A 23,389-nucleotide genomic window follows, 5' to 3' on the forward strand; every position below is an offset into this window, starting at 1 on the left:
GTTCCGAGCAGACCTCGATGTCGAGATTTGCAGGGCCTTGTGGGAGCGGGCGTGTCCCGCGATGCGCTCGGTCAGGCGCCGACGATGGCGCGGATGTCCGCCGCCAGTTCGCGTACCCGCGCTTCCTGGGTATCCCACGAGCACATGAACCGCGCGCCACCGCTGCCGATGAAGGTATAGAAGCGCCAGCCCTTGGCCCGCAGTGCCTCCAGCGCGTGTTCCGGCATTTGCAGGAACACGCCGTTGGCCTGCACCGGGAACATCAGTTCCACTCCCGGCAGGTCGCTGACCAGCGAGGCCAGCAGCTGAGCGCACTGGTTGGCGTGGCGGCCATAGCGCAGCCAGGCGCCATCTTCCAGCAGCCCGACCCAGGGCGCGGACAGGAAACGCATCTTCGACGCCAGCTGGCCCGCCTGCTTGCAGCGGTAGTCGAAGTCATCGGCCAGGGCGCGATTGAAGAACAGGATCGCCTCGCCCACCGCCATGCCGTTCTTGGTGCCGCCGAAACACAGCACATCCACACCCGCCTTCCAGGTCAGCTCCGCAGGCGTGCAGCCCAGGGAGGCGCAGGCATTGGAGAAGCGTGCGCCGTCCATGTGCAGGTTCAGGCCCAGCTCCTTGCAGGTGGCGCTGATCGCCTTGAGCTCGTCGGGGGTATACACCGTGCCCACTTCGGTGGCCTGGGTGATGGTCACCACGCGCGGCTTGGGATAGTGGATGTCCTGGCGCTTGAGCGCCACTTCGCGGATCGATTCGGGCGTCAGTTTGCCGTCCACGCTTCGTGCGGTGAGCAATTTGGAGCCGTTGGAGAAGAACTCCGGCGCGCCGCATTCGTCGGTCTCGACGTGGGCGGTCTCGGAACAGATGACGCTGTGGTAGCTCTGGCACAGGGAGGCCAGGGCCAGGGAGTTGGCGGCGGTGCCGTTGAAGGCGAAGAACACTTCGCAATCGGTCTCGAACAGCTCTCGGAAGTATTCGGCGGCGCGCTCGGTCCACTGGTCATCGCCGTAGGCGCGCTCATGGCCCTGGTTGGCCTTTTCCATTGCAGCCCAGGCTTCGGGGCAGATGCCGGAATAGTTGTCGCTGGCGAATTGTTGGCTGTTATCGGTCATCACAGCTGTCCTTTATACGACATGGAAGCGCACTCTAAACCATCGATTCAGCGGTTGCCTATACAGGGGGCGCAGCCGCTACGCCCTGTGCTGTTTTTGCGGATCACTTCGCGGGTAAACCCGCTCCCACGGGGCGGGCGACTCCTTGTGGGAGCGGGTTTACCCGCGAAGAGGGCTGCGCAGAGGCTTCGCTGAAGCGAATGTCGTAAACGCGCCATTGCAAGGCGTGCGCAGGCATCTGAGTCGACCGTGCCGGCCATACCATCGCCACAAAGGGCCACAGTGCCTCGAAGACAAGAAATGGCCGCTGCCAGGAGACAAACGATGTTCAGCAAGCAAGACCAGATCCAGGGTTACGACGACGCACTGCTGGCGGCGATGAATGCCGAAGAGAAGCGCCAGGAAGATCACATCGAGCTGATCGCCTCGGAGAACTACACCAGCAAGCGCGTCATGCAGGCCCAGGGCAGCGGCCTGACCAACAAGTACGCCGAAGGCTACCCGGGCAAGCGCTACTACGGCGGCTGCGAGCACGTCGACAAGGTCGAGGCCCTGGCCATCGAGCGCGCCAAGCAGCTGTTCGGCGCCGACTATGCCAACGTCCAGCCGCACTCCGGCTCCTCCGCCAACAGCGCCGTCTACCTGGCCCTGTTGCAGCCGGGCGACACCATCCTGGGCATGAGCCTGGCCCATGGCGGCCACCTGACCCACGGTGCCAAGGTGTCGTCCTCGGGCAAGCTGTACAACGCTGTCCAGTACGGCATCGACACCAACACCGGCCTGATCGACTACGACGAAGTCGAGCGCCTGGCCGTCGAGCACAAGCCGAAGATGATCGTCGCCGGCTTCTCGGCCTACTCCAAGACCCTGGACTTCCCACGCTTCCGCGCCATCGCCGACAAAGTGGGCGCGCTGCTGTTCGTCGACATGGCCCACGTGGCTGGCCTGGTTGCCGCTGGCCTGTATCCGAACCCGATCCCGTTCGCCGACGTGGTCACCACCACCACCCACAAGACCCTGCGCGGTCCGCGTGGCGGCCTGATCCTGGCCAAGTCCAACGAAGAGATCGAGAAGAAGCTCAACGCTGCCGTGTTCCCGGGCGCCCAGGGCGGTCCGCTGATGCACGTCATCGCTGCCAAGGCCGTGTGCTTCAAGGAAGCGCTGGAGCCTGAATTCAAGGCTTACCAGAAGCAGGTCATCGACAACGCCCAGGCCATGGCCAAGGTGTTCATCGATCGCGGCTACGATGTCGTGTCGGGCGGTACCGACAACCACCTGTTCTTGGTCAGCCTGATTCGCCAGGGCCTGACCGGCAAAGACGCCGACGCCGCCCTGGGCCGCGCCCATATCACCGTCAACAAGAACGCCGTGCCCAACGACCCGCAGTCGCCGTTCGTCACCTCGGGCCTGCGCATCGGCACCCCAGCCGTCACCACCCGTGGCTTCAAGGAAGCCCAGTGCGTGGCCCTGGCTGGCTGGATCTGCGATGTGCTGGACAACCTGGGTGATGCCGACGTCGAAGCTGACGTTGCCAAGAACGTCGCCGCCCTGTGCGCCGATTTCCCGGTCTACCGCTGAGTGGAGTAACCAACCATGCAACGCTATTCAGGCTTCGGCCTTTTCAAACACTCCCTCAGCCACCACGAGAACTGGCAGCGCATGTGGCGCACGCCGACGCCGAAGAAGGTGTACGACGTGGTCATCGTCGGCGGTGGCGGCCACGGCCTGGCCACGGCCTACTACCTGGCCAAGGAACACGGCATCACCAATGTCGCAGTGATCGAGAAGGGTTACCTGGGCGGCGGCAACACCGCCCGTAACACCACCATCGTGCGTTCCAACTACCTGTGGGACGAGTCGGCCAAACTGTACGAACACGCCATGAAGCTGTGGGAAGGCCTGTCCCAGGACATCAACTACAACGTGATGTTCTCCCAGCGCGGCGTCTACAACCTGTGCCACACCCTGCAGGACATCCGTGATTCCGAGCGTCGCGTCAACGCCAACCGCCTCAACGGCGTGGACGGCGAGCTGCTGAACACCGAGCAGGTGGCTGCAGAGATCCCGTACCTGGATTGCTCGAAGAACACCCGCTACCCGATCCTCGGCGCGACCGTCCAGCGCCGTGGCGGCGTGGCCCGTCACGATGCCGTGGCCTGGGGCTACGCTCGCGCTGCCGACGCCCTGGGCGTGGACCTGATCCAGCAGACCGAAGTGATCGGCTTCCGCAAGGAAAACGGCGCAGTGATCGGCGTGGAAACCAACAAGGGTTTCATCGGCGCCAAGCGCGTCGGCGTGGTCACCGCTGGTAACTCCGGCCACATGGCCAAGCTGGCCGGCTTCCGCCTGCCGCTGGAATCGCACCCGCTGCAGGCCCTGGTATCGGAGCCGATCAAGCCGATCATCGACAGCGTGATCATGTCCAACGCCGTGCATGGCTATATCAGCCAGTCCGACAAAGGCGACCTGGTCATCGGCGCCGGTATCGACGGTTGGGTCGGCTATGGCCAGCGCGGTTCGTACCCGATCATCGAGCACACCATGCAGGCGATCGTCGAGATGTTCCCGATCCTCTCGCGCGTTCGCATGAACCGTCAGTGGGGTGGCATCGTCGATACCTGCCCGGACGCGTGCCCGATCATCTCCAAGACCCCTGTCAAGAACCTGTTCTTCAACTGCGGCTGGGGTACCGGCGGCTTCAAGGCGACCCCGGGTTCGGGCAACGTCTTTGCCGCGAGCCTCGCCAAAGGCGAAATGCACCCGCTGGCCAAGCCTTTCTCGATCGATCGCTTCTACACCGGCGCGCTGATCGACGAACACGGCGCTGCGGCCGTCGCCCACTAATCGGAGACAATTCGTCATGTTGCATATTTTCTGTCCCCACTGCGGCGAGCTGCGCTCCGAAGAAGAGTTCCACTCCTCCGGCCAGGCTCATATCGCCCGCCCGCTGGACCCTAGCGCCTGCACCGACGAGGAATGGGGTACCTACATGTTCTTCCGCGACAACCTGCGCGGAATCCACCACGAACTGTGGGACCACGTCGCCGGCTGCCGCCAGTATTTCAACGTCACGCGTAACACCGAGACCTACGAAATTCTGGAAACCTACAAGATCGGCGAGAAGCCTCAGGTCACCGCGAACAAGCTGAACCCCGCGCAGTCGGCCGTCAAAGGCCAGGGAGAAAAAGTATGAGCCAGGTCTATCGCCTCGCCAGCGGCGGTCGCATCGATCGCAGCAAGGTCCTGAACTTCACCTTCAACGGCAAGACCTACCAGGGTTATGCCGGTGACAGCCTGGCTGCTGCCCTGCTGGCCAACGGCGTCGATATCGTCGGCCGCAGCTTCAAGTACTCGCGTCCACGCGGCATCGTCGCGGCCGGCCCGGAAGAGCCGAACGCCATCTTGCAGCTGGGTTCGAGCGAAGCCACCCAGGTGCCGAACGTGCGTGCCACCCAGCAGGCCCTGTACTCGGGCCTGGTCGCCACCAGCACCAACGGCTGGCCGAACGTCAACAATGACGTCATGGGCATCCTGGGCAAGGTCGGCGGCAGCATGATGCCGCCTGGGTTCTACTACAAGACCTTCATGTACCCCAAGTCGTTCTGGATGACCTACGAGAAGTACATCCGTAAGGCGGCAGGCCTCGGCCGTGCACCGCTGCAGAACGACCCGGACAGCTACGACTACATGAACCAGCACTGCGACGTGCTGATCGTCGGTGCAGGCCCTGCCGGCCTGGCCGCAGCCCTGGCTGCCGGCCGTAGCGGCGCCCGTGTGATCGTTGCCGACGAACAGGAAGAGTTCGGCGGCAGCCTGCTCGACACCCGCGAAACCCTCGACGGCAAACCCGCCGCGGACTGGGTTGCTGCCGTCGTCGCCGAGCTGCAATCGCTGCCGGAAGTGACCCTGCTGCCTCGCGCCACGGTCAACGGCTACCACGACCACAACTTCCTGACCATCCATGAGCGCATGACCGACCACCTCGGTGACCGCGCCCCGATCGGCCAGGTCCGTCATCGCGTCCACCGCGTGCGTGCCAAGCGTGTCGTGCTGGCCACCGGTACCCACGAGCGTCCGCTGGTGTACGGCAACAACGACGTGCCGGGCAACATGCTCGCCGGCGCCATCTCGGTATACGTGCGTCGCTACGGCGTGGCACCGGGCCGCAAGCTGGTGCTGTCGACCAACAACGACCACGCCTACCGCACCGCGCTGGACTGGCACGATGCCGGCCTGCAAGTGGTCGCCATCGCCGATGCGCGCCACAACCCACGCGGCTCGCTGGTCGAGGAAGCGCGTGCCAAGGGCATCCGCATCCTGACCTCCAGCGCCGTGATCGAGGCCAAGGGCACCAAGCATGTGACCGGCGCCCGCGTCGCCGCCATCGACGCCGTTGCCCACAAGGTCACCAGCCCTGGCGAGTGGCTCGAATGCGACCTGATCGGCTCCTCCGGCGGCTACAGCCCGGTGGTCCACCTGGCATCCCACCTGGGCGGTCGTCCGATCTGGCGTGACGACATCCTCGGCTTCGTGCCGGGCGATGCCCCGCAAAAACGTGTCTGCGTCGGCGGCGTGAACGGTGTATACCCGCTGGGTGATGCAATTGCCGACGGTTTCGAAGGCGGCGTCCAGGCAGCGACCGAGGCGGGCTTCAAGGCCACCACCGGCACCCTGCCGAAGGTCGTGGCACGCAAGGAAGAAGCCACCCTGGCGCTGTTCCAGGTACCGCACGACAAGGGCACTGCCCGTGCGCCCAAGCAGTTCGTCGACCAGCAGAACGACGTCACTGCTGCCGCCATCGAGCTGGCTACCCGCGAAGGCTTCGAGTCGGTCGAGCACGTCAAGCGCTATACCGCGCTGGGCTTCGGTACCGACCAGGGCAAACTGGGCAACATCAACGGCCTGGCCATCGCCGCCCGTTCGATGGGTATCACCATCCCGCAGATGGGTACCACCATGTTCCGCCCCAACTACACGCCGGTCACCTTCGGTGCCGTAGCAGGTCGCCACTGTGGTCACCTGTTCGAACCCGTGCGCTTCACCGCGCTGCACGCCTGGCACGTGAAGAACGGCGCCGAGTTCGAAGATGTCGGCCAATGGAAGCGCCCTTGGTACTTCCCGAAAGCCGGCGAAGACATTCATGCCGCCGTGGAGCGTGAGTGCAAGGCCGTACGTGACAGCGTGGGCCTGCTCGACGCCTCGACCCTGGGCAAGATCGACATCCAGGGCCCGGATGCGCGTGAGTTCCTCAACCGCGTGTACACCAACGCCTGGACCAAGCTCGACGTGGGCAAGGCCCGTTACGGCCTGATGTGCAAGGAAGACGGCATGGTCTTCGACGACGGCGTGACCGCCTGCGTCGGCGACAACCACTTCATCATGACCACCACCACCGGCGGCGCGGCCCGCGTGCTGCAGTGGCTGGAGCTGTACCACCAGACCGAATGGCCGGACCTGAAGGTGTACTTCACCTCCGTGACCGATCACTGGGCCACCATGACCCTGTCGGGCCCCAACAGCCGCAAGCTGCTGGCCGAGCTGACCGACATCGACCTGGACAAGGAAGCCTTCCCGTTCATGAGCTGGAAGGAAGGCCTGGTCGGCGGTGTGCCGGCACGGGTGTTCCGTATTTCCTTCACCGGTGAGCTGTCGTACGAGATCAACGTCCAGGCCAACTACGCCATGGGCGTGCTGGAGCAGATCGTCGAGGCGGGCAAGAAGTACAACCTGACCCCGTACGGCACCGAGACCATGCACGTGCTGCGTGCCGAGAAGGGCTTCATCATCGTCGGCCAGGATACCGACGGCTCGATGAACCCGGACGACCTCAACATGGGCTGGTGTGTCGGTCGCAACAAGCCGTTCTCCTGGATCGGCGCACGCGGCATGACCCGTTCGGACTGCCTGCGTGAAGATCGCAAGCAACTGGTGGGCCTCAAGCCTGTCGACCCGACCAAGTGGCTGCCTGAAGGCGCCCAGCTGGTGTTCGACCCGAACCAGCCGATCCCGATGGACATGGTCGGCCACGTCACCTCGAGCTATGCCTCCAACTCCCTGGGCTATTCGTTCGCCATGGGTGTGGTCAAGGGCGGCCTCAAGCGCATGGGCGAGCGTGTCTACTCGCCACAGGCTGATGGCAGCGTGATCGAGGCAGAGATCGTGTCTTCGGTGTTCTTCGATCCGAAGGGTGAACGGCAGAACGTCTAAGGCCTCCGGAAGGCAGTGCTGGATCTTGTGGGAGCGGGTTTACCCGCGAATGCGATGTTGGCCTCACCGGCCCATTCGCGGGCAAGCCCGCTCCCACAGGTTCGGCGCCGTTCGGCACAACAGAATTCAAGGCAGGTAAGAAATGAGCGTAATCAACGTCTTCCAGCAAAATCCGGGCTCCAACGCCCGGGCCGAGTCGCCGCTGCACCATGCCGACCTGGCCAGCCTGGTCGGCAAGGGCCGCAAGAACGCAGGCGTCACCCTGCGTGAGCACAAGTTCCTGGGTCACCTGACTCTCCGTGGCGATGGCCACGACGCAGCGTTCGCCGCTGGCGTGAAGAAGGCCCTGGGTCTGGAGCTGCCGGTCGCCCTGACCGTCGTCGCCAACGCCGAGATGTCGCTGCAGTGGGTCGGCCCCGATGAGTGGCTGCTGATCGTCCCGGGCGGCCAGGAGTTTGCCATCGAGCAGAAACTGCGCGCCGCCCTCGAAGGCCAGCACATCCAAGTGGTCAACATCAGCGGCGGGCAGACCCTGCTCGAACTGCGCGGCCCGAACGTGCGCGACGTGCTGATGAAATCCACCAGCTATGATGTACACCCGAACAACTTCCCGGTCGGCAAGGCTGTCGGCACCGTGTTCGCCAAGTCGCAACTGGTGATCCGTCGCACCGCCGAGGACACCTGGGAGCTGGTCATCCGCCGCAGCTTCTCCGACTACTGGTGGCTGTGGCTGCAGGACGCGTCGGCTGAATACGGTCTGTCCATCGAAGCATAAGGAGAACACGCATGAGTCGGGCACCGGACACTTGGATTCTCACCGCCGACTGCCCGAGCATGCTCGGCACCGTCGACGTGGTCACGCGTTACCTCTACGAGCAGCGCTGCTACGTGACGGAGCATCACTCCTTCGATGACCGGCTGTCGGGGCGGTTCTTCATCCGCGTCGAGTTCCGCCAGCCGGACGATTTCGACGAAGCCGGCTTTCGTGCCGGCCTCGCCGAGCGCAGCGATGCGTTCGGCATGGCCTTCGAGCTGACCGCGCCGAATCATCGCCCCAAGGTGGTGATCATGGTGTCCAAGGCCGACCACTGCCTGAACGACCTGCTGTATCGCCAGCGCATCGGTCAGCTGGCCATGGACGTGGTGGCGGTGGTGTCCAACCACCCGGACCTCGAACCGCTGGCCCAATGGCACAAGATTCCGTACTACCACTTCCCCCTGGACCCGAAGGACAAGCCGGCCCAGGAGCGCAAGGTGCTGCAGGTGATCGAGGAGACCGGCGCCGAGCTGGTGATCCTCGCTCGCTACATGCAGGTGCTGTCGCCCGAGCTGTGCCGTCGGTTGGATGGCTGGGCGATCAACATCCACCACTCCCTGCTGCCGGGCTTCAAGGGCGCCAAGCCCTACCACCAGGCCTACAACAAGGGCGTGAAGATGGTCGGCGCCACGGCACACTACATCAACAACGACCTCGACGAAGGGCCGATCATCGCCCAGGGCGTCGAGGTGGTGGACCACAGCCACTACCCGGAAGACTTGATTGCCAAGGGCCGCGACATCGAATGCCTGACCCTGGCGCGGGCGGTGGGATACCACATCGAGCGCCGAGTGTTCCTCAACGCCAATCGCACTGTCGTGCTTTGACTGACGCAATCGCGGGACAAGCCCGCTCCCACAGGGATCACTGCGACCCTGTGGGAGCGGGCTTGTCCCGCGATTGGGGCCATGATTTTTTCCTGCCGTTAACAGGCAATCCCCTGTCGCTTCCAGTCACTGCGACAAGTTGTATCAGGCCCACAATTCCCTGCATTCCAGTAACACATGCCGCCCACGGATGGCGGCAGGTTCCACCACCGCTGCATAAATAAAAATCAAGCGAGGTAAGAGCATGTCTGGCAATCGTGGAGTGGTGTATCTCGGCGCGGGCAAGGTCGAGGTGCAGAAGATCGACTACCCGAAAATGCAAGACCCACGCGGCAACAAGATCGAGCACGGCGTGATCCTCAAGGTGGTCTCCACCAACATCTGCGGTTCCGACCAGCACATGGTCCGTGGCCGTACTACCGCCCAGGTCGGCCTGGTCCTGGGCCACGAAATCACCGGTGAAATCGTCGAGAAGGGCCGCGACGTCGAGCGCATGCAGATCGGCGACCTGGTGTCGGTACCGTTCAACGTCGCCTGCGGTCGCTGCCGCTCCTGCAAAGAGATGCACACCGGTGTCTGCCTCACCGTCAACCCGGCTCGCGCCGGCGGCGCCTACGGCTACGTCGACATGGGTGACTGGACCGGCGGCCAGGCCGAATACGTGCTGGTGCCATACGCCGATTTCAACCTGCTGAAACTGCCGGAGCGCGACAAGGCCATGGAGAAGATCCGTGACCTGACCTGCCTGTCCGACATCCTGCCGACTGGCTACCACGGTGCCGTGACTGCCGGTGTAGGCCCAGGCAGCACCGTCTATGTTGCCGGTGCTGGCCCGGTCGGCCTGGCAGCCGCTGCCTCGGCCCGCCTGCTGGGCGCAGCCTGCGTCATCGTCGGCGACCTCAACCCGGCCCGCCTGGCCCATGCCAAGTCCCAGGGCTTCGAAGTGGTCGACCTGTCCAAGGACACCCCGCTGCACGAGCAGATCGTCGATATCCTCGGTGAACCGGAAGTGGACTGCGCCATCGACGCCGTCGGCTTCGAAGCCCGCGGCCATGGCCACGAAGGTGCCAAGCACGAGGCACCGGCTACCGTGCTGAACTCGCTGATGCAAGTCACCCGCGTTGCCGGCAACATCGGTATCCCGGGCCTGTACGTGACCGAAGACCCGGGTGCGGTGGATGCCGCTGCCAAGATCGGCGCGCTGAGCATCCGCTTCGGCCTGGGCTGGGCGAAATCGCACAGCTTCCACACCGGCCAGACCCCGACCATGAAGTACAACCGCCAGCTGATGCAGGCGATCATGTGGGACCGTATCAACATCGCCGAGGTGGTTGGCGTGCAGGTGATCAACCTGGACCAGGCGCCGCAAGGCTACGGCGAGTTCGATGCAGGTGTGCCGAAGAAGTTCGTGATCGACCCGCACAAGATGTGGGGTGCGGCGTAACACGCTGATGAAAGAGCCCCTCGAATCGAGGGGCTTTTTTATGATGGACAGGTTTATGGCGGCCTCGATGGTCGGCCGGAACATTCCCCGTTTTGCCCAGTCAAATGCCTCGTTTCCCAGGCCATCCCGGCCGACGAGGTCCTCCCCCGATGAAAGCGCTTACCTTGGCAACCCTGATGACCCTGGCTGCAAGCCCGGTGTTCGCCTATAACCTGAGCGACGCGGCCAATGCCGTGTCGGCGATGCAGAACCAGCATTCGAGCCAGCAGGGCCAGGTGCAGGCCCCGGCCGCCCAGGCCAACCTGCTCAATACTTTGGGCAGCGAGCTGAAGATCACCCCTGAACAGGCCATCGGTGGTGCAGGTGCGATGCTGGGGCTGGCGCGCAACAACCTGAGTGAAACCGACTATGGCCAGCTGACCCAGGCGGTGCCCGGTCTGGACCTGCTCACCGGTGCCAATGCCCTGGGTGGTTTGAGTGGCCTGGGCGCGTTGCTCGGGCAGAACAGCCAAGACGCCTCGCCCCTGGGCAATGCCCTGGGTAACGTCGAGAACCGCAGCGACCTGGACAACGCCTTCAAGCTGCTGGGGATGGACACAGGCATGATCGGGCAGTTCGCCCCGCTGATCCTCCAGTACCTGGGGCAGCAGGGCATCGCCGGCTCGCTGTTGCAGAACCTGGGCAGCCTGTGGGCGACCCCGGCTCCGGCGGCCGTGCCTTCGGTCTGACACGCTTGCATGTAGGAGCGGCCTTGCGCCGCGAAAGGGCCGCAAAGCGGCCCCAACAACGATACCTGCGATAACGCTGAAACCCTGGGGCCGCTATGCGGCCCTTTCGCGGCGCAAGGCCGCTCACAGGGGGCTTTCGGAGAAGTCCACCAGGCGCACGGGGCGGCGGAAGCCGGCGGTGAGCACGGCCAGGTAGGCCAGGCCCATAGCGAACCAGCACAGGCCGATCACCAGGGTCAGCGCCGACAGGCTGGTCCACAGCCACAGGGTCAGGCCCAGGCCCACCAGCGGCACCAGCCCGTAGCACAGCAGGCCCTTGAGGTTGCGGTGAGCGCTCTGGCCCACCAAGTGGGTACGCACCACCGCCAGGTTCACCGCCGAGAAGGCCACCAGCGCGCCGAAGCTGATCAGCGAGGCGAGGGTGGCGAGGTCGATCACCAAGGCCAGCAACGAGAAGGCCGAGACCAATACGATGGCGAACACCGGGGTCCCGAAGCGTGGCGACAGCTTGCCGAAGGTACGCTGCGGCAGCACCTTGTCGCGGCCCATGGTGTAGAGGATACGCGACACGGCGGCTTGGGAAGCCAGGGCCGAGCCCAGGCTGCCGGCGACGAAGGCGGCGGTGAAGAAGTTGGCCAGGAACTGGCCGCCGGCTTTGAACATCACTTCGTTGGCCGCGGCGTCGGCGTTGGCGAACGTGCTGCCCGGCAGAACCAATTGGCTGATATAGGCCAGCAGGGTGAACAGCAGGCCTGCACCCAGGGTGGTGAGGATGATCGCCCGTGGCACGTCGCGGCGCGCATCACGGGTTTCTTCCGCCAGGGTGGAGACCGCGTCGAAGCCCAGGAAAGACAGGCACAGCACCGCCGCACCGGCCATCAGGTGGCCGAAGCCCGGCTGGCTGCCATCGCCCAGCAGCGGCGAGAGCAGGTCGACCGGCTGGCCAGCCAGGGACTGGTAGGACAGCGCCACGAACACCCCGATGAAGACAATTTGCGCGCCGACGATCAAGTTGCTGGCCTTGGCCACCGAATGGATGCCGACCACGTTGAGCACGGTCACCAGGGCGATCGAAGCCAGGATGATGGCCCAGGCCGGTATGGCAGGGAAGGCGATGTTGAGGAACAGGCCGATGAGCAGGTAGTTGATCATCGGGATGAACAGATAGTCGAGCAGCAGCGACCAGCCGGCGAGGAAGCCGATGTTCGGGCCGAAGGCCATGTTGGTGTAGGAGTACGCCGAGCCCGCGACCGGGAAGCGCTTGACCATGAAGCTATAGGACGTGGCGGTGAACAGCATCGCCAGCAGGGTCACGAGATAGGCGCCGGCGGTACGGCCACCGGTGATCTCGGTGACGATGCCGTAGGTGGTGAAGATGGTCAGCGGGACCATGTACACCAGGCCGAAGAACACCAGGGCGGGAAGCCCCAGGACACGGCGAAGTTGAGGAGCTGCCTCGGCAGCGTTGCAAGGTTGTTTGGCCATCGATCGATCCAGGCATTTTTGTAGTTGTGCGTTGATCGATTTTTATCCACCTGGGTGGGTGATGACAAACAAAGAGTTACTTATGTCGATTATAAATCTGGATTTTAATCGGTTTGCTCCACAGTGTTTCTGGCCCAATCGCCGGCTTGCCGGCGATTGGGCCGATTAATTAATGCATCTCGGTGCGCAATTGCGCGATCCGCTGGTCCTTGTCCAGCCACAGCTGGTTCACCCAGGCCTGCACCCTCTGGCGAAACTCAGGGTCGTTCTCGTAGTCGCCCGCACACAGCGCCGGGTCGAGCTCACGCACACGGATATCGATGATCACCCGGCTGATGCTGCCATTGAGCAGGTCCCAGAACCCTGGTGCCTTGTCGCCGGGGTAGACGATGGTGACGTCCAGCAGGGCATCGAGCTGCTCGCCAAGCGCTGCGAGCACGAAGGCGACGCCGCCGGCCTTGGGCTTGAGCAGATGCTGGTAGGGCGATTGCTGGGCCTGGCGCTTGGCCTCGCTGAAACGGGTGCCTTCCAGGTAGTTGACCACCGTGACCGGCTGGCGTTTGAACAGTTCGCAGGCTGCCTTGGTGATTTCCAGGTCCTTGCCCTTGAGCTCGGGGTGCTTGTCCAGGAAGGCTTTGCTGTAGCGCTTCATGAAGGGGTAGTCCAGCGCCCACCAGGCCAGGCCCAGCAGTGGTACCCAGATCAGCTCCTTCTTCAGGAAGAACTTGAAGAACGGCACGCGGCGGTTGAGGCTTTCGATCAAGGCTGGAATATCGACCCAGCTCTGGTGGTTGCTCACGCAGAGGTAGGAGGTGTCCTGGCGCAGCTTCTCGATGCCGCGGATGTCCCACTGGGTCGGGATGCACAGGGCGAAGATCGCCTTGTCGATCTCCGACCAGGTCTCGGCGATCCACATCACCGCCCAGGAGGCGTAGTCGCGTCCACGGCCCGGCAGCACCAGTTTGAGCAGGGCGAACACCATCAGCGGGCCGATCAGCACGAGGGTGTTGAGCAGCAGCAGGGCGGTGGTGAGGATGCCGGTCAGCAGGCGACGCATAAAAAGACTCTTGTTGTCAGATAAAAGCGGTTGGCAATGATAAGTGGGGCTTGGCCCTACGCCAAATGTCCAATGCTCGAACCTGGGGACAAATGTTTCACATTGTGTTGGATAAGCTGTGACAACGAACCTATCGTGCTTGCGCAGTCTAAGTACTGCCCCACCTCAAGGAAGCGTATCCCGTGAAATCGATGCTTGCCCTGTTGTCATTGCTCAGCCTTCCCGTGATGGCTGCCGAACCGACCTTATATGGCCGTTACGAATACATTGGCGTGCCGGAAATCGGCGAGACGTTCAAAGCCAAGATGGACACCGGCGCCCTGACCGCGTCGCTGTCGGCCAAGGACATCGAACGTTTCACCCGCGATGGCGAGGACTGGGTGCGCTTCCGTCTGGCCACCAAGGATGCCGGCGACAAGGTCTATGAACATAAGGTGGCGCGCATCAGCAAGATCAAGAACCGCGCCGACGAAGAAGATGAAGGCGAGGAGCCGGAGATCACCAAGCGCCCGGTGGTCGACCTGGAGCTGTGCCTGGGTGATGTGAAGCGCACCGTGGAGGTCAACCTGACCGACCGCAGCAGCTTCAACTACCCGCTGTTGATCGGCTCCAAAGCCCTGCGCGAGTTCAAGGCCGCGGTGAACCCAGCGCGCAAGTTCACCGCGGGCAAGCCAGACTGCTGATCCGAACGCGTCGCAACCCCCTGTAGGAGCGGCCTCGTGCCGCGAAAGGGCTGCAAAGCAGCTCCAGGCTTTCGGTGTCGCCATTGATCTTGCTGGGGCTGCGTTGCAGCCCTTTCGCGGCACGAGGTGCTCCTACAGGCAGAGGTCAGACCACCGGGTGCGTAGCGGCCATCGACGGGCGCTTGGCCACGTCGGCGTACCAGGCCGCCAGCCCGGGCTGTTGCTCGCGCCAGCCGAACTGCGGTTGGCGCAGGTCCAGGTAACCCAGGGCACAGGCCACGCCAATGGCGGCGATGTCGAAGGTCGATGCCAGTTCCGCCAGGTGCTCTTGCTCCAGGTTGGCCAGGCTGCGGCGGATCTTCTCGCCTTGGGCCTGGACCCAGCCGTCCCAGCGTTTGTCTTCGGGGCGCAGGAAGGTCTCGTAACGGGTCGAGACTGCCGCATCCATGATCGCATCGGCCTGGGAGGCCAGGGTCAGGCGACGCCAGCGTGCCGAGCCTTCGCGAGGGATCAGCGGGTTGCCGACGTGCTGCAAGTCGAGGTACTCGCAGATCACCCGGCTATCGTGCAGCACGGTACCATCTTCCAGGCGCAGGGCCGGGATCTTGCCGATCGGGTTGCCCTGGTTGAGCTGCTCGTCGCCGCTCACCGGGCTGACGTTGACCGCTTGCAGGGCAACACGGTCTAGCTGGCCGGTCTCGTGCAGCACGACCATCACCTTGCGCACGAACGGCGAGAGGGGCGAGTGGAACAGGGTCATTGTCGCCATGGCCGGTCCTCAGTTGCCTTGCAGGCTGGGTGGCAGGCAGACGCCGGTACCGGCGATGCCGCAGTAGCCGTCGGGGTTCTTGGCCAGGTACTGCTGGTGGTAGGCCTCGGCGAAATACACGGTCGGGGCCTGGTCGATCTCGGTGGTGATCTCACCGAAGCCGGCCTTGCTCAGCTCTGCCTGGAAGGCGTCACGGCTGGCCTTGGCCTGTTCCAGTTGCTCGGGGCTGGTGCAGTAGATCGCCGAGCGGTACTGGGTGCCGATGTCGTTGCCCTGGCGCATGCCCTGGGTCGGGTTGTGCAGCTCCCAGAACATCGCCAGCAGTTCGCGGTAGCTGACCTTGTCCTTGTCGAACACCACGAGCACCACTTCGGTGTGCCCGGTCAGGCCCGAACAGACTTCTTCATAGGTAGGGTTGGGGGTGAAGCCGCCTGCATAGCCGACCACCGTGCTGACCACACCTTCACGCTGCCAGAAGCGGCGCTCTGCGCCCCAGAAGCAGCCCAGGCCGAAGATCGCGAAGTCCACGTTCTGGAAGAACGGCCCCAGCAGAGGGGTGTCCTTGAATACGTAGTGGAATTCGGGCAGGGCCATTGGCGTTTCGCGGCCAGGCAAGGCCTGCTCCGCAGTGGGCATGACGTTTTTGTTCACCAGGATTTCCGAACGCAGGACCATGGCCGTTCCTCTGTGGATTTGGAGAGAGAGTGATGGCTCTATCGCGGGGCAAGCCCGCTCCCACAGGAATTGTGCATGACCCTGTGGGAGCGGGCTTGTCCCGCGATAGGGCCCGAATGAGTTCTATAGTGCCCGAGACTTGCGCGTCTGTCAGGCCACCGGCCCACGTGGATAGCGCTTGAGGCGCTCGGCCAGTTCGCGTCCCGGGATCGGCCGGTCGAACAAGTAGCCCTGGCCGACATCGCAGCGGTGCCGGCGCAGGAAGGCCAGCTGTTCGGCGGTCTCGATGCCCTCGGCGACCACCTTGAGCTTGAGGTTGTGGGCCATGGCCACCACCGCCGAGGTGATCTCCATGTCGTCCTGGTTGTCGGGGATCTCGTTGATGAAGCTGCGGTCGATCTTGATGATGTCGATCGGAAACTTCTTCAGGTAGCTCAGCGACGAATAGCCGGTGCCGAAATCATCCATCGCCAGCATAAGGCCCAGGGCCTTGAGCTCGTCGAGCTGGCGGTGGGTGTCTTCGGTGGCTTCCAGCAACAGGCCCTCGGTCAGTTCCAGTTCCAGCAGATGTGGCGGCAGCGCTTCTTCACGCAGGATGGTGCCGATCGAGCTCACCAGGTCGGGGTCGGAGAACTGCTTGGGCGAGAGGTTGATCGCCACGTGCAGACTGCCCACGCCGGCGCTGCGCAGCTGCTGGCTCATGCGGCAGGCCTGGCGTACCACCCATTTGCCGATGGGGATGATCAGGCCGGTTTCCTCGGCCACGCTGATGAACTGGTCCGGGCGGATCATGCCGCGTTCGGGGTGGTTCCAGCGCAACAGCGCCTCCAGGCCCAGCAGGCGCCCGCTGCGCAGGCACAGCTTGGGCTGGTAGAAGACCTCCAGCTCGTTCTGGGCTAGCGCCCGGCGCAGGTTGTTCTCGACGAACAGCTTGTAGCTGGCCTCGGCGTTCAGCACCTCAGTGAACACCTGCACCTGATGCTTGCCGTTGGCCTTGGCCTTGTGCAGGGCCAGGCCCGCGTTCTTCATCAGGCTCTGCGGGTCGCTGCCGTGCAACGGTGCACAGGCCAGGCCGACGGAGGCGGTGACGTTGATCAGCTGGTTGTCGACGAACATGGGTTTGTCGAGGGTACGCAGCAGTTGCAGGGCGACCTGCTGGCCGGCTTCCAGGGTAGTGTCGTCGAGCAGCACGGCGAACTCGTTGCTGGCGAAGCGCGCCAGGACGTCGTCGCCGCCCAGGCTGTTGCGCAGGCGTCGGGCCAGGCTGACCAGCAGCTTGTCACCGGTCTGGTGGCCGAGGCTGTCGTTGATCCGCTTGAAGTTGTCGATGTCCACCAGCAGCAGGCAGATGGGAATCGCGCCTTCACGGGCGAAACGCTCGTCGAGGCTGCGGATGAACGATGGGCGATTGCCCAGGTTGGTCAGGTTGTCGGTGTAGGCCAGGCGCTCGATACGCTGCTGGGCCAGCTTGCTCTCGGTGATGTCTTCGTAGATGCCGATGTAGTGGGTCAGCTCACGGTTGTCGCCGAACACCTTGGAAATCGACAGTTGCCCCCAATAGGGCTCCAGGCTCTTGCGTCGGCTCCTGAATTCGCCCTGCCAGCTGTTGCCCATGGCCAGGCTGGAGGGCGAGTCGAACAGCAGCTCGCTGAGGTTTTCCAGTGCCGGCAGTTCGCCGAGGTGGCGGCCCTGCACTTCATCGGTGCTGTACTGGGTGATGGCGGTGAAGCTTGGGTTGACGTATTCCACCACGCCGTCGCGGTTGACCAGCAGGAAGGCGCTGGCGCTCTGTTCCACGGCCCGTTGGAACAGATTCAGGGCGCTGGTGGCGGTGCGTCGGTTGTGGTTGGTGATGACCTGGGCGACCTGGTCGGCTAGCTCGCCGGCAAAGGCGATCTCGTCGGACTGCCAGGCGCGAGCCGTGCCGGTCTGCTCCAGGCAGAGCACGCCGACCACCTGCCCGTCGACACGGATGCTGGCATCGAGCATGGCGTTGTTGGCGGAGGGGTACAGGCTTTCGGCCATTTCCCGGGTGCGCGGATCCTGGCTGGCGTTGTGGGCGTCGATCGCGCGGCTGGCGTGCAGGGCGTCGAGGTAATCGGGGAAGCGGCTGGCGTCGATGGCGTCCGGCAGGTGGTGGCGCTGGTCATGGCTGCGCCAGGCACTGATCGGTTCGAGCCGCTGATCGTCGAGGTACCAGAGGCTGGCGCAGTCGACCTTGTAGATCTCGCAGGCGCTGCGGGTGATCAGTTCGGCGGCCTCCTGCAGTGAATTGTCGGCGCTGTAGCGCTGGCGGGCCAGGCGCAGGATCAGGTCCTGCTGGGCGCGCACGCGCTCCAGGTGCTCGAGCTGCTCCTGCTGGGCACGCTGGTTCAATTGCAGGGCCAGCTGCAGGCGGCTGTTGCGTGACTCGAGGTCGTCGGCGACCGGCGCGGGATGGTCGTCCTGCTGATCGTCCAGCACTGTGAGGTAGCCGCGCAGCAACTGGCGATTATGCTGGCGGTAGCCTTCACCGACCTCCAGTACACGCAGGGCCGACCCGCTGGTGTGCAGGGTGTAGCGGACCCGGTAGTGGTTGCGCCGGGCCAATTGCAGTTGGATCTCGTCGTGCAGCGTGTAACGCGCTTCCGGCTCCATGAGGCTGGCGTAGGGCGCGCCGATCAAGGCGCAGAGCTCGGCGGCGGGCAGGCCGAACTGGCGTTCGCAGGCAGGGTCCAGGTACAGCATCGCCCAGCTGGCTTCGTTGAGCCTTTCGAAACGCAGCATGCCAAGCCGCGAAGGCACGGGAAGCTGCGTGACGACCTCGGCCGCCGAACGGCTGGCGGCATCGGGTTGGCTTTTCATCGAAGACTCGCTTGAACTGGAGGCGCGGCTGGCGCGGCGTATCGGGCAAGGTTGCATGATGTCCCGAGGGCTGGCAAGCGGCCTGGAGGGAGCACTCTATGGGAGGTTGTCGGCGGGCCTGGAGGAATCTGTAGATGGGGGCCGCTTTGCGGCCCTTTCGCGGCACAAGGCCGCTCCTACAGGGAGCTGTATTCCCCTGTGGAGCGGCCTTGTACCGCGAAAGAAGGGCGCAGCCCTCCCGGCTTTCTCCAGGCAAAAAAAGCCCCGCCAAACGACGGGGTTGAGGTACGAGCGTGGCAGCTCGAAACAGGCCTGCCCCACCCCTTGCGAGGTGAGGCAGGGAGGCTGCATTACAGCAGCAGGGTGCGGATATCCGCCAGCACGTCGCCCAGGCGCTTGGTGAAGCGCGCGGCAGCGGCGCCGTTGATCACACGGTGATCGTAGGACAGCGACAGCGGCAACATCAGCTTGGGCTGGAAGGCTTTGCCATCCCAGACCGGCTGCATGGTTGCCTTGGATACGCCGAGGATCGCCACTTCAGGTGCATTGACGATTGGCGTGAAGCCGGTGCCGCCAATGTGGCCGAGGCTGGAGATGGTGAAGCAGGCACCCTGCATCTCGTCGGATGACAGTTTCTTGGTGCGGGCCTTCTCGGCCAGCGCCGCGGCTTCGGCCGCCAGTTGCAGCAGGCTCTTCTGGTCGACGTTCTTGATCACGGGGACCAGCAGGCCGTCCGGGGTGTCCACGGCGAAGCCGATGTGCACGTACTTCTTGCGGATGATCGCCTTGCCACTGGGTGCCAGCGAGCTGTTGAAGTCCGGCAGTTCCTTGAGCAGGAAGGCACAGGCCTTGAGCAGCAGCGGCAGCACGGTCAGCTTGACGCCAGCCTTCTCGGCCACGGCCTTCTGCGCAACGCGGAAGGCTTCCAGTTCGGTGATGTCGGCGGAGTCGAACTGGGTGACGTGCGGCACGTTCAGCCAGCTGCGGTGCAGGTTGGCGGCACCGACCTGCATCAGGCGGGTCAGGGCGACTTCTTCCACTTCACCGAACTTGCTGAAGTCCACGGCCGGGATCGGCGGGATGCCGGCACCACCGGTCGCGCCGGCGGCAGGAGCGTCCTTGGCCTTCTGCATCATGGCCTTGACGTAGACCTGCACGTCTTCCTTCAGGATGCGGCCGTGCGGGCCGGTCGCGGCGACCGCGCCCAGGTCGACACCGAATTCACGGGCCAGCAGGCGCACGGCGGGGCCGGCGTGGACCTTGGCGTTGCTGCCGGCAGCCGGTGCGGTGGCGACCGGAGCGGGTGCTGCAGCCGGAGCCGGCGCTGCGGCAGGCGCGGCGGCTGGTGCCGCCTCGGCCTTGGCAGGTGCCGGTGCGGCAGCGGCTGGAGCGGCGGCCGGGGCAGCGCCCGTAACTTCCAGCTTGAGGATCAGGTCACCGGTGCCGACTTCGTCGTCCAGCTTGGCGATCACTTCCTTCACCACGCCAGCGGCGGGCGACGGGATCTCCATGGAGGCCTTGTCGGACTCCAGGGTGATCAGCGACTGGTCGGCTTCGACGGTATCGCCGGCCTTGACCAGGACTTCGATGATCTTGGCCTTGCCCGACGAGCCGATGTCCGGCACGTGGATGTCCTGCACGCTGGCAGCAGCTGGAGCTGCGGCAGGGGCAGGGGCTGCAGCGGCAGCCGGTTTTTCTTCGGCGGCAGGTGCCGCTGCCGGGGCAGCCGCGGCCGGAGCCTCGGGCGCCGCAGCGGCGCCCTCGACTTCCAGGACCATCAGCTCGTCGCCTTCTTTCAGACGATCGCCCAGCTTGACCTTCAGCTCCTTGATCACGCCGGCCTTCGGGGCTGGGATCTCCATGGAGGCCTTGTCGGACTCCAAGGTCAGCAGGCTCTGGTCGGCCTCGATACGATCACCGACCTTGACGAACAGCTCGATGATTTCACCTTCACCGCTGCCGATGTCAGGTACGCGAATGAGTTCGCTCACTTAAAAATACTCCTCAGCAGTCCAGTGGGTTGCGCTTGTCCGGATCGATGCCGAACTTGACGATGGCGTCCGCCACCACCTTCGGTTCGATCTCGCCACGGTCAGCCAAGGCTTCCAGGGCAGCCAGCACGACGAAGTGACGGTCGACTTCGAAGAAGTGACGCAGCTTCTTGCGGCTGTCGCTGCGACCGAAGCCATCGGTACCCAGGACCTTGTACTCCTTGCTCGGGACCCACTGGCGGATCTGTTCGGCGAAGAGCTTCATGTAGTCGGTAGACGCCACGACCGGGCCCTTGCGACCGGCCAGGCACTGCTCGACGTAGGTCTGCTGCGGCTTCTGGCCAGGCTTGAGGCGGTTGGCGCGTTCCACGGCCAGGCCGTCGCGACGCAGTTCGTTGAAGCTGGTGACGCTCCACACGTCGGCACCGACGTTGTATTCCTCGCGCAGGATCTTCGCCGCTTCGCGGACTTCGCGCAGGATGGTGCCCGAACCGAGCAGCTGCACGTGGTGCGCGGCTTCGCGGGTGTCTTCTTCGAGCAGGTACATGCCCTTGATGATGCCTTCCTCGGCGCCGGCCGGGATGGCTGGCTGGGTGTAGGCTTCGTTCATCACGGTGATGTAGTAGAAGACGTCCTGTTGCTCTTCGGTCATCTTCTTCATGCCGTCCTGGATGATCACCGCCAGCTCGTAGCCGTAGGTCGGATCATAGGTGCGGCAGTTCGGGATGGTGGCAGCCATCAGGTGGCTGTGACCGTCTTCGTGCTGCAGGCCTTCACCGTTGAGGGTGGTACGGCCGGCGGTACCGCCGATCAGGAAGCCACGGGTGCGGCTGTCGCCAGCGGCCCACGCCAGGTCACCGATACGCTGGAAGCCGAACATCGAGTAGAAGATGTAGAACGGCAGCATCGGCTGGTTGTGGTTGCTGTACGAGGTACCGGCGGCGATGAACGACGACATGGCGCCGGCTTCGTTGATGCCTTCTTCGAGGATCTGGCCCTTCTTGTCCTCGCGGTAGAACATCACCTGGTCCTTGTCGACCGGCTCGTAGAGCTGGCCCACGGACGAGTAGATGCCCAGCTGGCGGAACATGCCTTCCATACCGAAGGTACGGGCTTCGTCCGGGATGATCGGGACGATGCGCTGGCCGATTTCCTTGTCCTTGACCAGCTGCGCCAGGATGCGCACGAAGGCCATGGTGGTGGAGATTTCGCGGTCGCCCGAGCCGTCCAGGATCGCCTTCAGGGTTTCCAGCGGCGGCGTCGGGACGCTGAAGCTCTTCGCGCGGCGCTGCGGTACGAAGCCACCCAGGGCTGCGCGACGCTCGGCCAGGTACTTGGCTTCGGCGCTGCCTTCTTCCGGACGGAAGAACGGCAGGTTTTCCAGGTCGGCGTCCTTGACCGGGATGTCGAAGCGGTCACGGAAGTGACGCAGGCTGTCGACGTCGACCTTCTTGGTGTTGTGCGCGGTGTTCTTGGCTTCGCCGGCACCGGTACCGTAACCCTTGATGGTCTTGGCCAGGATGACGGTCGGCTGACCCTTGTGGTTGACCGCCTGGTGGTAGGCCGCATAGACCTTGTACGGGTCGTGGCCGCCACGGTTGAGCTTCCAGATCTCGTCGTCGGACAGGTCTTCGACCATGGCCTTGAGTTCCGGGGTGTTGAAGAAGTGCTCACGGACGTATGCGCCGTCCTTGGCCTTGTAGTTCTGGTATTCGCCGTCGATGACTTCGTCCATGCGACGCTGCAGGGCACCGTTGGTGTCCTTGGCGAACAGTGGGTCCCAGAAGCGGCCCCAGACGACCTTGTTGACGTTCCAACCGCCGCCACGGAACACGCCTTCGAGTTCCTGGATGATCTTGCCGTTGCCGCGAACCGGGCCGTCGAGGCGCTGCAGGTTGCAGTTGATGACGAAGATCAGGTTGTCCAGCTTCTCGCGGCCGGCCAGGGCGATCGCGCCCAGGGATTCCGGCTCATCGCACTCGCCGTCGCCCATGAAGCACCAGACCTTCTGCTTGCCGGCCGGGATGAAGCCACGGGCTTCCAGGTACTTCATGAAGCGTGCCTGGTAGATCGCCTGGATCGGGCCCAGACCCATGGAAACGGTCGGGAACTGCCAGAAGTCAGGCATCAGCCAGGGGTGCGGGTACGAGGACAGGCCTTTGCCGTCCACTTCCTGGCGGAAGTTGTTCATCTGGTCTTCGCTGATGCGGCCTTCGAGGAAGGCGCGGGCGTAGATGCCTGGCGAGGCGTGGCCCTGGAAGAAGATCAGGTCGCCGCCATGCTCCTCGGTGGGAGCCTGGAAGAAGTAGTTGAAGCCGATGTCGTACAAGGTGGCGCTGGAGGCGAAGCTCGAAATGTGGCCACCCAGGTCCGAGTCCCGCAGGTTGGTACGCATGACCATGGCCAGGGCGTTCCAACGTACCATCGAGCGGATGCGGCGTTCCATGAACAGATCGCCAGGCATGCGTGCTTCGTGGGTAACGGGGATGGTGTTGCGGTATGGCGTGGTGATTGCGTACGGCAGCTGGGAGCCACTACGGGTGGCCAGCTCGCCCATACGGGTCATCAGGTAGTGAGCGCGGTCTTCGCCTTCTTTGTCGAGGACCGACTCCAAGGCATCCAGCCATTCCTGGGTTTCGACGGGATCGAGGTCTTGCATGGCTTGCTCCAGGGCGGAAAGGCCACCAGAATCGGGGGCCTGAGTTTGCGACTGGCCTTTTGGGCAGACGTCGTGAATTCTTGGATTAGCC

17 protein-coding genes are annotated in these 23,389 nt (G+C 64.1%); 9 read left to right on the top strand and 8 right to left on the bottom strand.

Going from position 1 to position 23,389, the window contains the following annotated elements:
- Nucleotides 1-71 precede the first annotated feature (71 nt).
- Nucleotides 72-1,112 (bottom strand): threonine aldolase family protein, encoded by a 1,041-nt coding sequence (locus tag K8374_RS01320; protein ID WP_224457661.1) that lies wholly within the window; start codon nt 1,110-1,112, stop codon nt 72-74.
- A 324-nt stretch (nt 1,113-1,436) separates the two neighbouring features.
- Here K8374_RS01320 and K8374_RS01325 point away from each other — a divergent pair, with 324 nt between their 5' ends.
- The 8 genes from K8374_RS01325 to K8374_RS01360 all read left to right on the top strand — a co-directional run bounded on the left by K8374_RS01325 (nt 1,437) and on the right by K8374_RS01360 (nt 11,135).
- Nucleotides 1,437-2,690, top strand: coding sequence for a serine hydroxymethyltransferase (locus tag K8374_RS01325; protein ID WP_224457662.1), 1,254 nt, complete (start codon nt 1,437-1,439; stop codon nt 2,688-2,690).
- Between the two features lie 15 nt (nt 2,691-2,705).
- The gene (locus tag K8374_RS01330; RefSeq protein WP_043211104.1) at nt 2,706-3,956 is read left to right on the top strand and encodes a sarcosine oxidase subunit beta family protein; all 1,251 of its coding nucleotides are present in this window, start codon (nt 2,706-2,708) and stop codon (nt 3,954-3,956) included.
- A gap of 16 nt (nt 3,957-3,972) precedes the next feature.
- Nucleotides 3,973-4,305 carry a sarcosine oxidase subunit delta gene (locus K8374_RS01335; protein WP_043211106.1) on the top strand — a complete coding sequence of 111 codons (333 nt, stop codon included), beginning with the start codon at nt 3,973-3,975 and terminating at the stop codon, nt 4,303-4,305.
- Nucleotides 4,302-7,319 carry a sarcosine oxidase subunit alpha gene (locus K8374_RS01340; protein WP_224457663.1) on the top strand — a complete coding sequence of 1,006 codons (3,018 nt, stop codon included), beginning with the start codon at nt 4,302-4,304 and terminating at the stop codon, nt 7,317-7,319. The genes K8374_RS01335 and K8374_RS01340 overlap by 4 nt, the downstream gene beginning before the upstream one ends.
- 142 nt (nt 7,320-7,461) lie before the next feature.
- Nucleotides 7,462-8,094, top strand: coding sequence for a sarcosine oxidase subunit gamma (locus K8374_RS01345; protein WP_084856332.1), 633 nt, complete (start codon nt 7,462-7,464; stop codon nt 8,092-8,094).
- Between the two features lie 11 nt (nt 8,095-8,105).
- On the top strand, nt 8,106-8,963 hold the full coding sequence (gene purU / locus K8374_RS01350; RefSeq protein ID WP_084856331.1) for a formyltetrahydrofolate deformylase: 858 nt from the start codon (nt 8,106-8,108) through the stop codon (nt 8,961-8,963).
- Between the two features lie 244 nt (nt 8,964-9,207).
- Nucleotides 9,208-10,407 carry a formaldehyde dehydrogenase, glutathione-independent gene (fdhA, locus tag K8374_RS01355; RefSeq protein ID WP_224457664.1) on the top strand — a complete coding sequence of 400 codons (1,200 nt, stop codon included), beginning with the start codon at nt 9,208-9,210 and terminating at the stop codon, nt 10,405-10,407.
- A 149-nt stretch (nt 10,408-10,556) separates the two neighbouring features.
- Nucleotides 10,557-11,135 (top strand): DUF2780 domain-containing protein, encoded by a 579-nt coding sequence (locus tag K8374_RS01360; protein WP_224457665.1) that lies wholly within the window; start codon nt 10,557-10,559, stop codon nt 11,133-11,135.
- A 123-nt stretch (nt 11,136-11,258) separates the two neighbouring features.
- Here K8374_RS01360 and K8374_RS01365 read toward each other — a convergent pair whose 3' ends face one another.
- The gene (locus K8374_RS01365; RefSeq protein WP_224457666.1) at nt 11,259-12,620 is read right to left on the bottom strand and encodes an APC family permease; all 1,362 of its coding nucleotides are present in this window, start codon (nt 12,618-12,620) and stop codon (nt 11,259-11,261) included.
- Nucleotides 12,621-12,789: 169 nt separating this feature from the next.
- A complete protein-coding gene (locus K8374_RS01370; RefSeq protein ID WP_224457667.1) occupies nt 12,790-13,677 on the bottom strand; it encodes an acyltransferase in 888 nt (295 codons plus the stop codon).
- 182 nt (nt 13,678-13,859) lie between these two features.
- Here K8374_RS01370 and K8374_RS01375 point away from each other — a divergent pair, with 182 nt between their 5' ends.
- Entirely contained in the window at nt 13,860-14,360 is a 501-nt protein-coding gene (locus K8374_RS01375; protein WP_196154466.1) for an ATP-dependent zinc protease, read from the top strand.
- Between the two features lie 145 nt (nt 14,361-14,505).
- On the opposite strand, the gene K8374_RS01380 is transcribed toward K8374_RS01375, so the two are convergent.
- The 5 genes from K8374_RS01380 to aceE all read right to left on the bottom strand — a co-directional run bounded on the left by K8374_RS01380 (nt 14,506) and on the right by aceE (nt 23,298).
- Complete coding sequence (locus K8374_RS01380) at nt 14,506-15,129, bottom strand: glutathione S-transferase (RefSeq protein WP_224457668.1); 624 nt, start codon at nt 15,127-15,129, stop codon at nt 14,506-14,508.
- A 9-nt stretch (nt 15,130-15,138) separates the two neighbouring features.
- A complete protein-coding gene (gene msrA / locus K8374_RS01385) occupies nt 15,139-15,804 on the bottom strand; it encodes a peptide-methionine (S)-S-oxide reductase MsrA (protein WP_084856306.1) in 666 nt (221 codons plus the stop codon).
- Between the two features lie 150 nt (nt 15,805-15,954).
- Nucleotides 15,955-18,648, bottom strand: coding sequence for a putative bifunctional diguanylate cyclase/phosphodiesterase (locus K8374_RS01390; protein ID WP_224457669.1), 2,694 nt, complete (start codon nt 18,646-18,648; stop codon nt 15,955-15,957).
- Between the two features lie 350 nt (nt 18,649-18,998).
- Nucleotides 18,999-20,639: a dihydrolipoyllysine-residue acetyltransferase gene (aceF, locus tag K8374_RS01395; RefSeq protein WP_224457670.1), complete on the bottom strand. Its 1,641-nt coding sequence runs from the start codon at nt 20,637-20,639 to the stop codon at nt 18,999-19,001.
- Between the two features lie 13 nt (nt 20,640-20,652).
- On the bottom strand, nt 20,653-23,298 hold the full coding sequence (gene aceE / locus K8374_RS01400; RefSeq protein ID WP_224457671.1) for a pyruvate dehydrogenase (acetyl-transferring), homodimeric type: 2,646 nt from the start codon (nt 23,296-23,298) through the stop codon (nt 20,653-20,655).
- Between the last annotated feature and the right edge of the window lie 91 nt (nt 23,299-23,389).

The organism is Pseudomonas sp. p1(2021b) (assembly GCF_020151015.1).
Classification (GTDB): domain Bacteria; phylum Pseudomonadota; class Gammaproteobacteria; order Pseudomonadales; family Pseudomonadaceae; genus Aquipseudomonas; species Aquipseudomonas putida_K.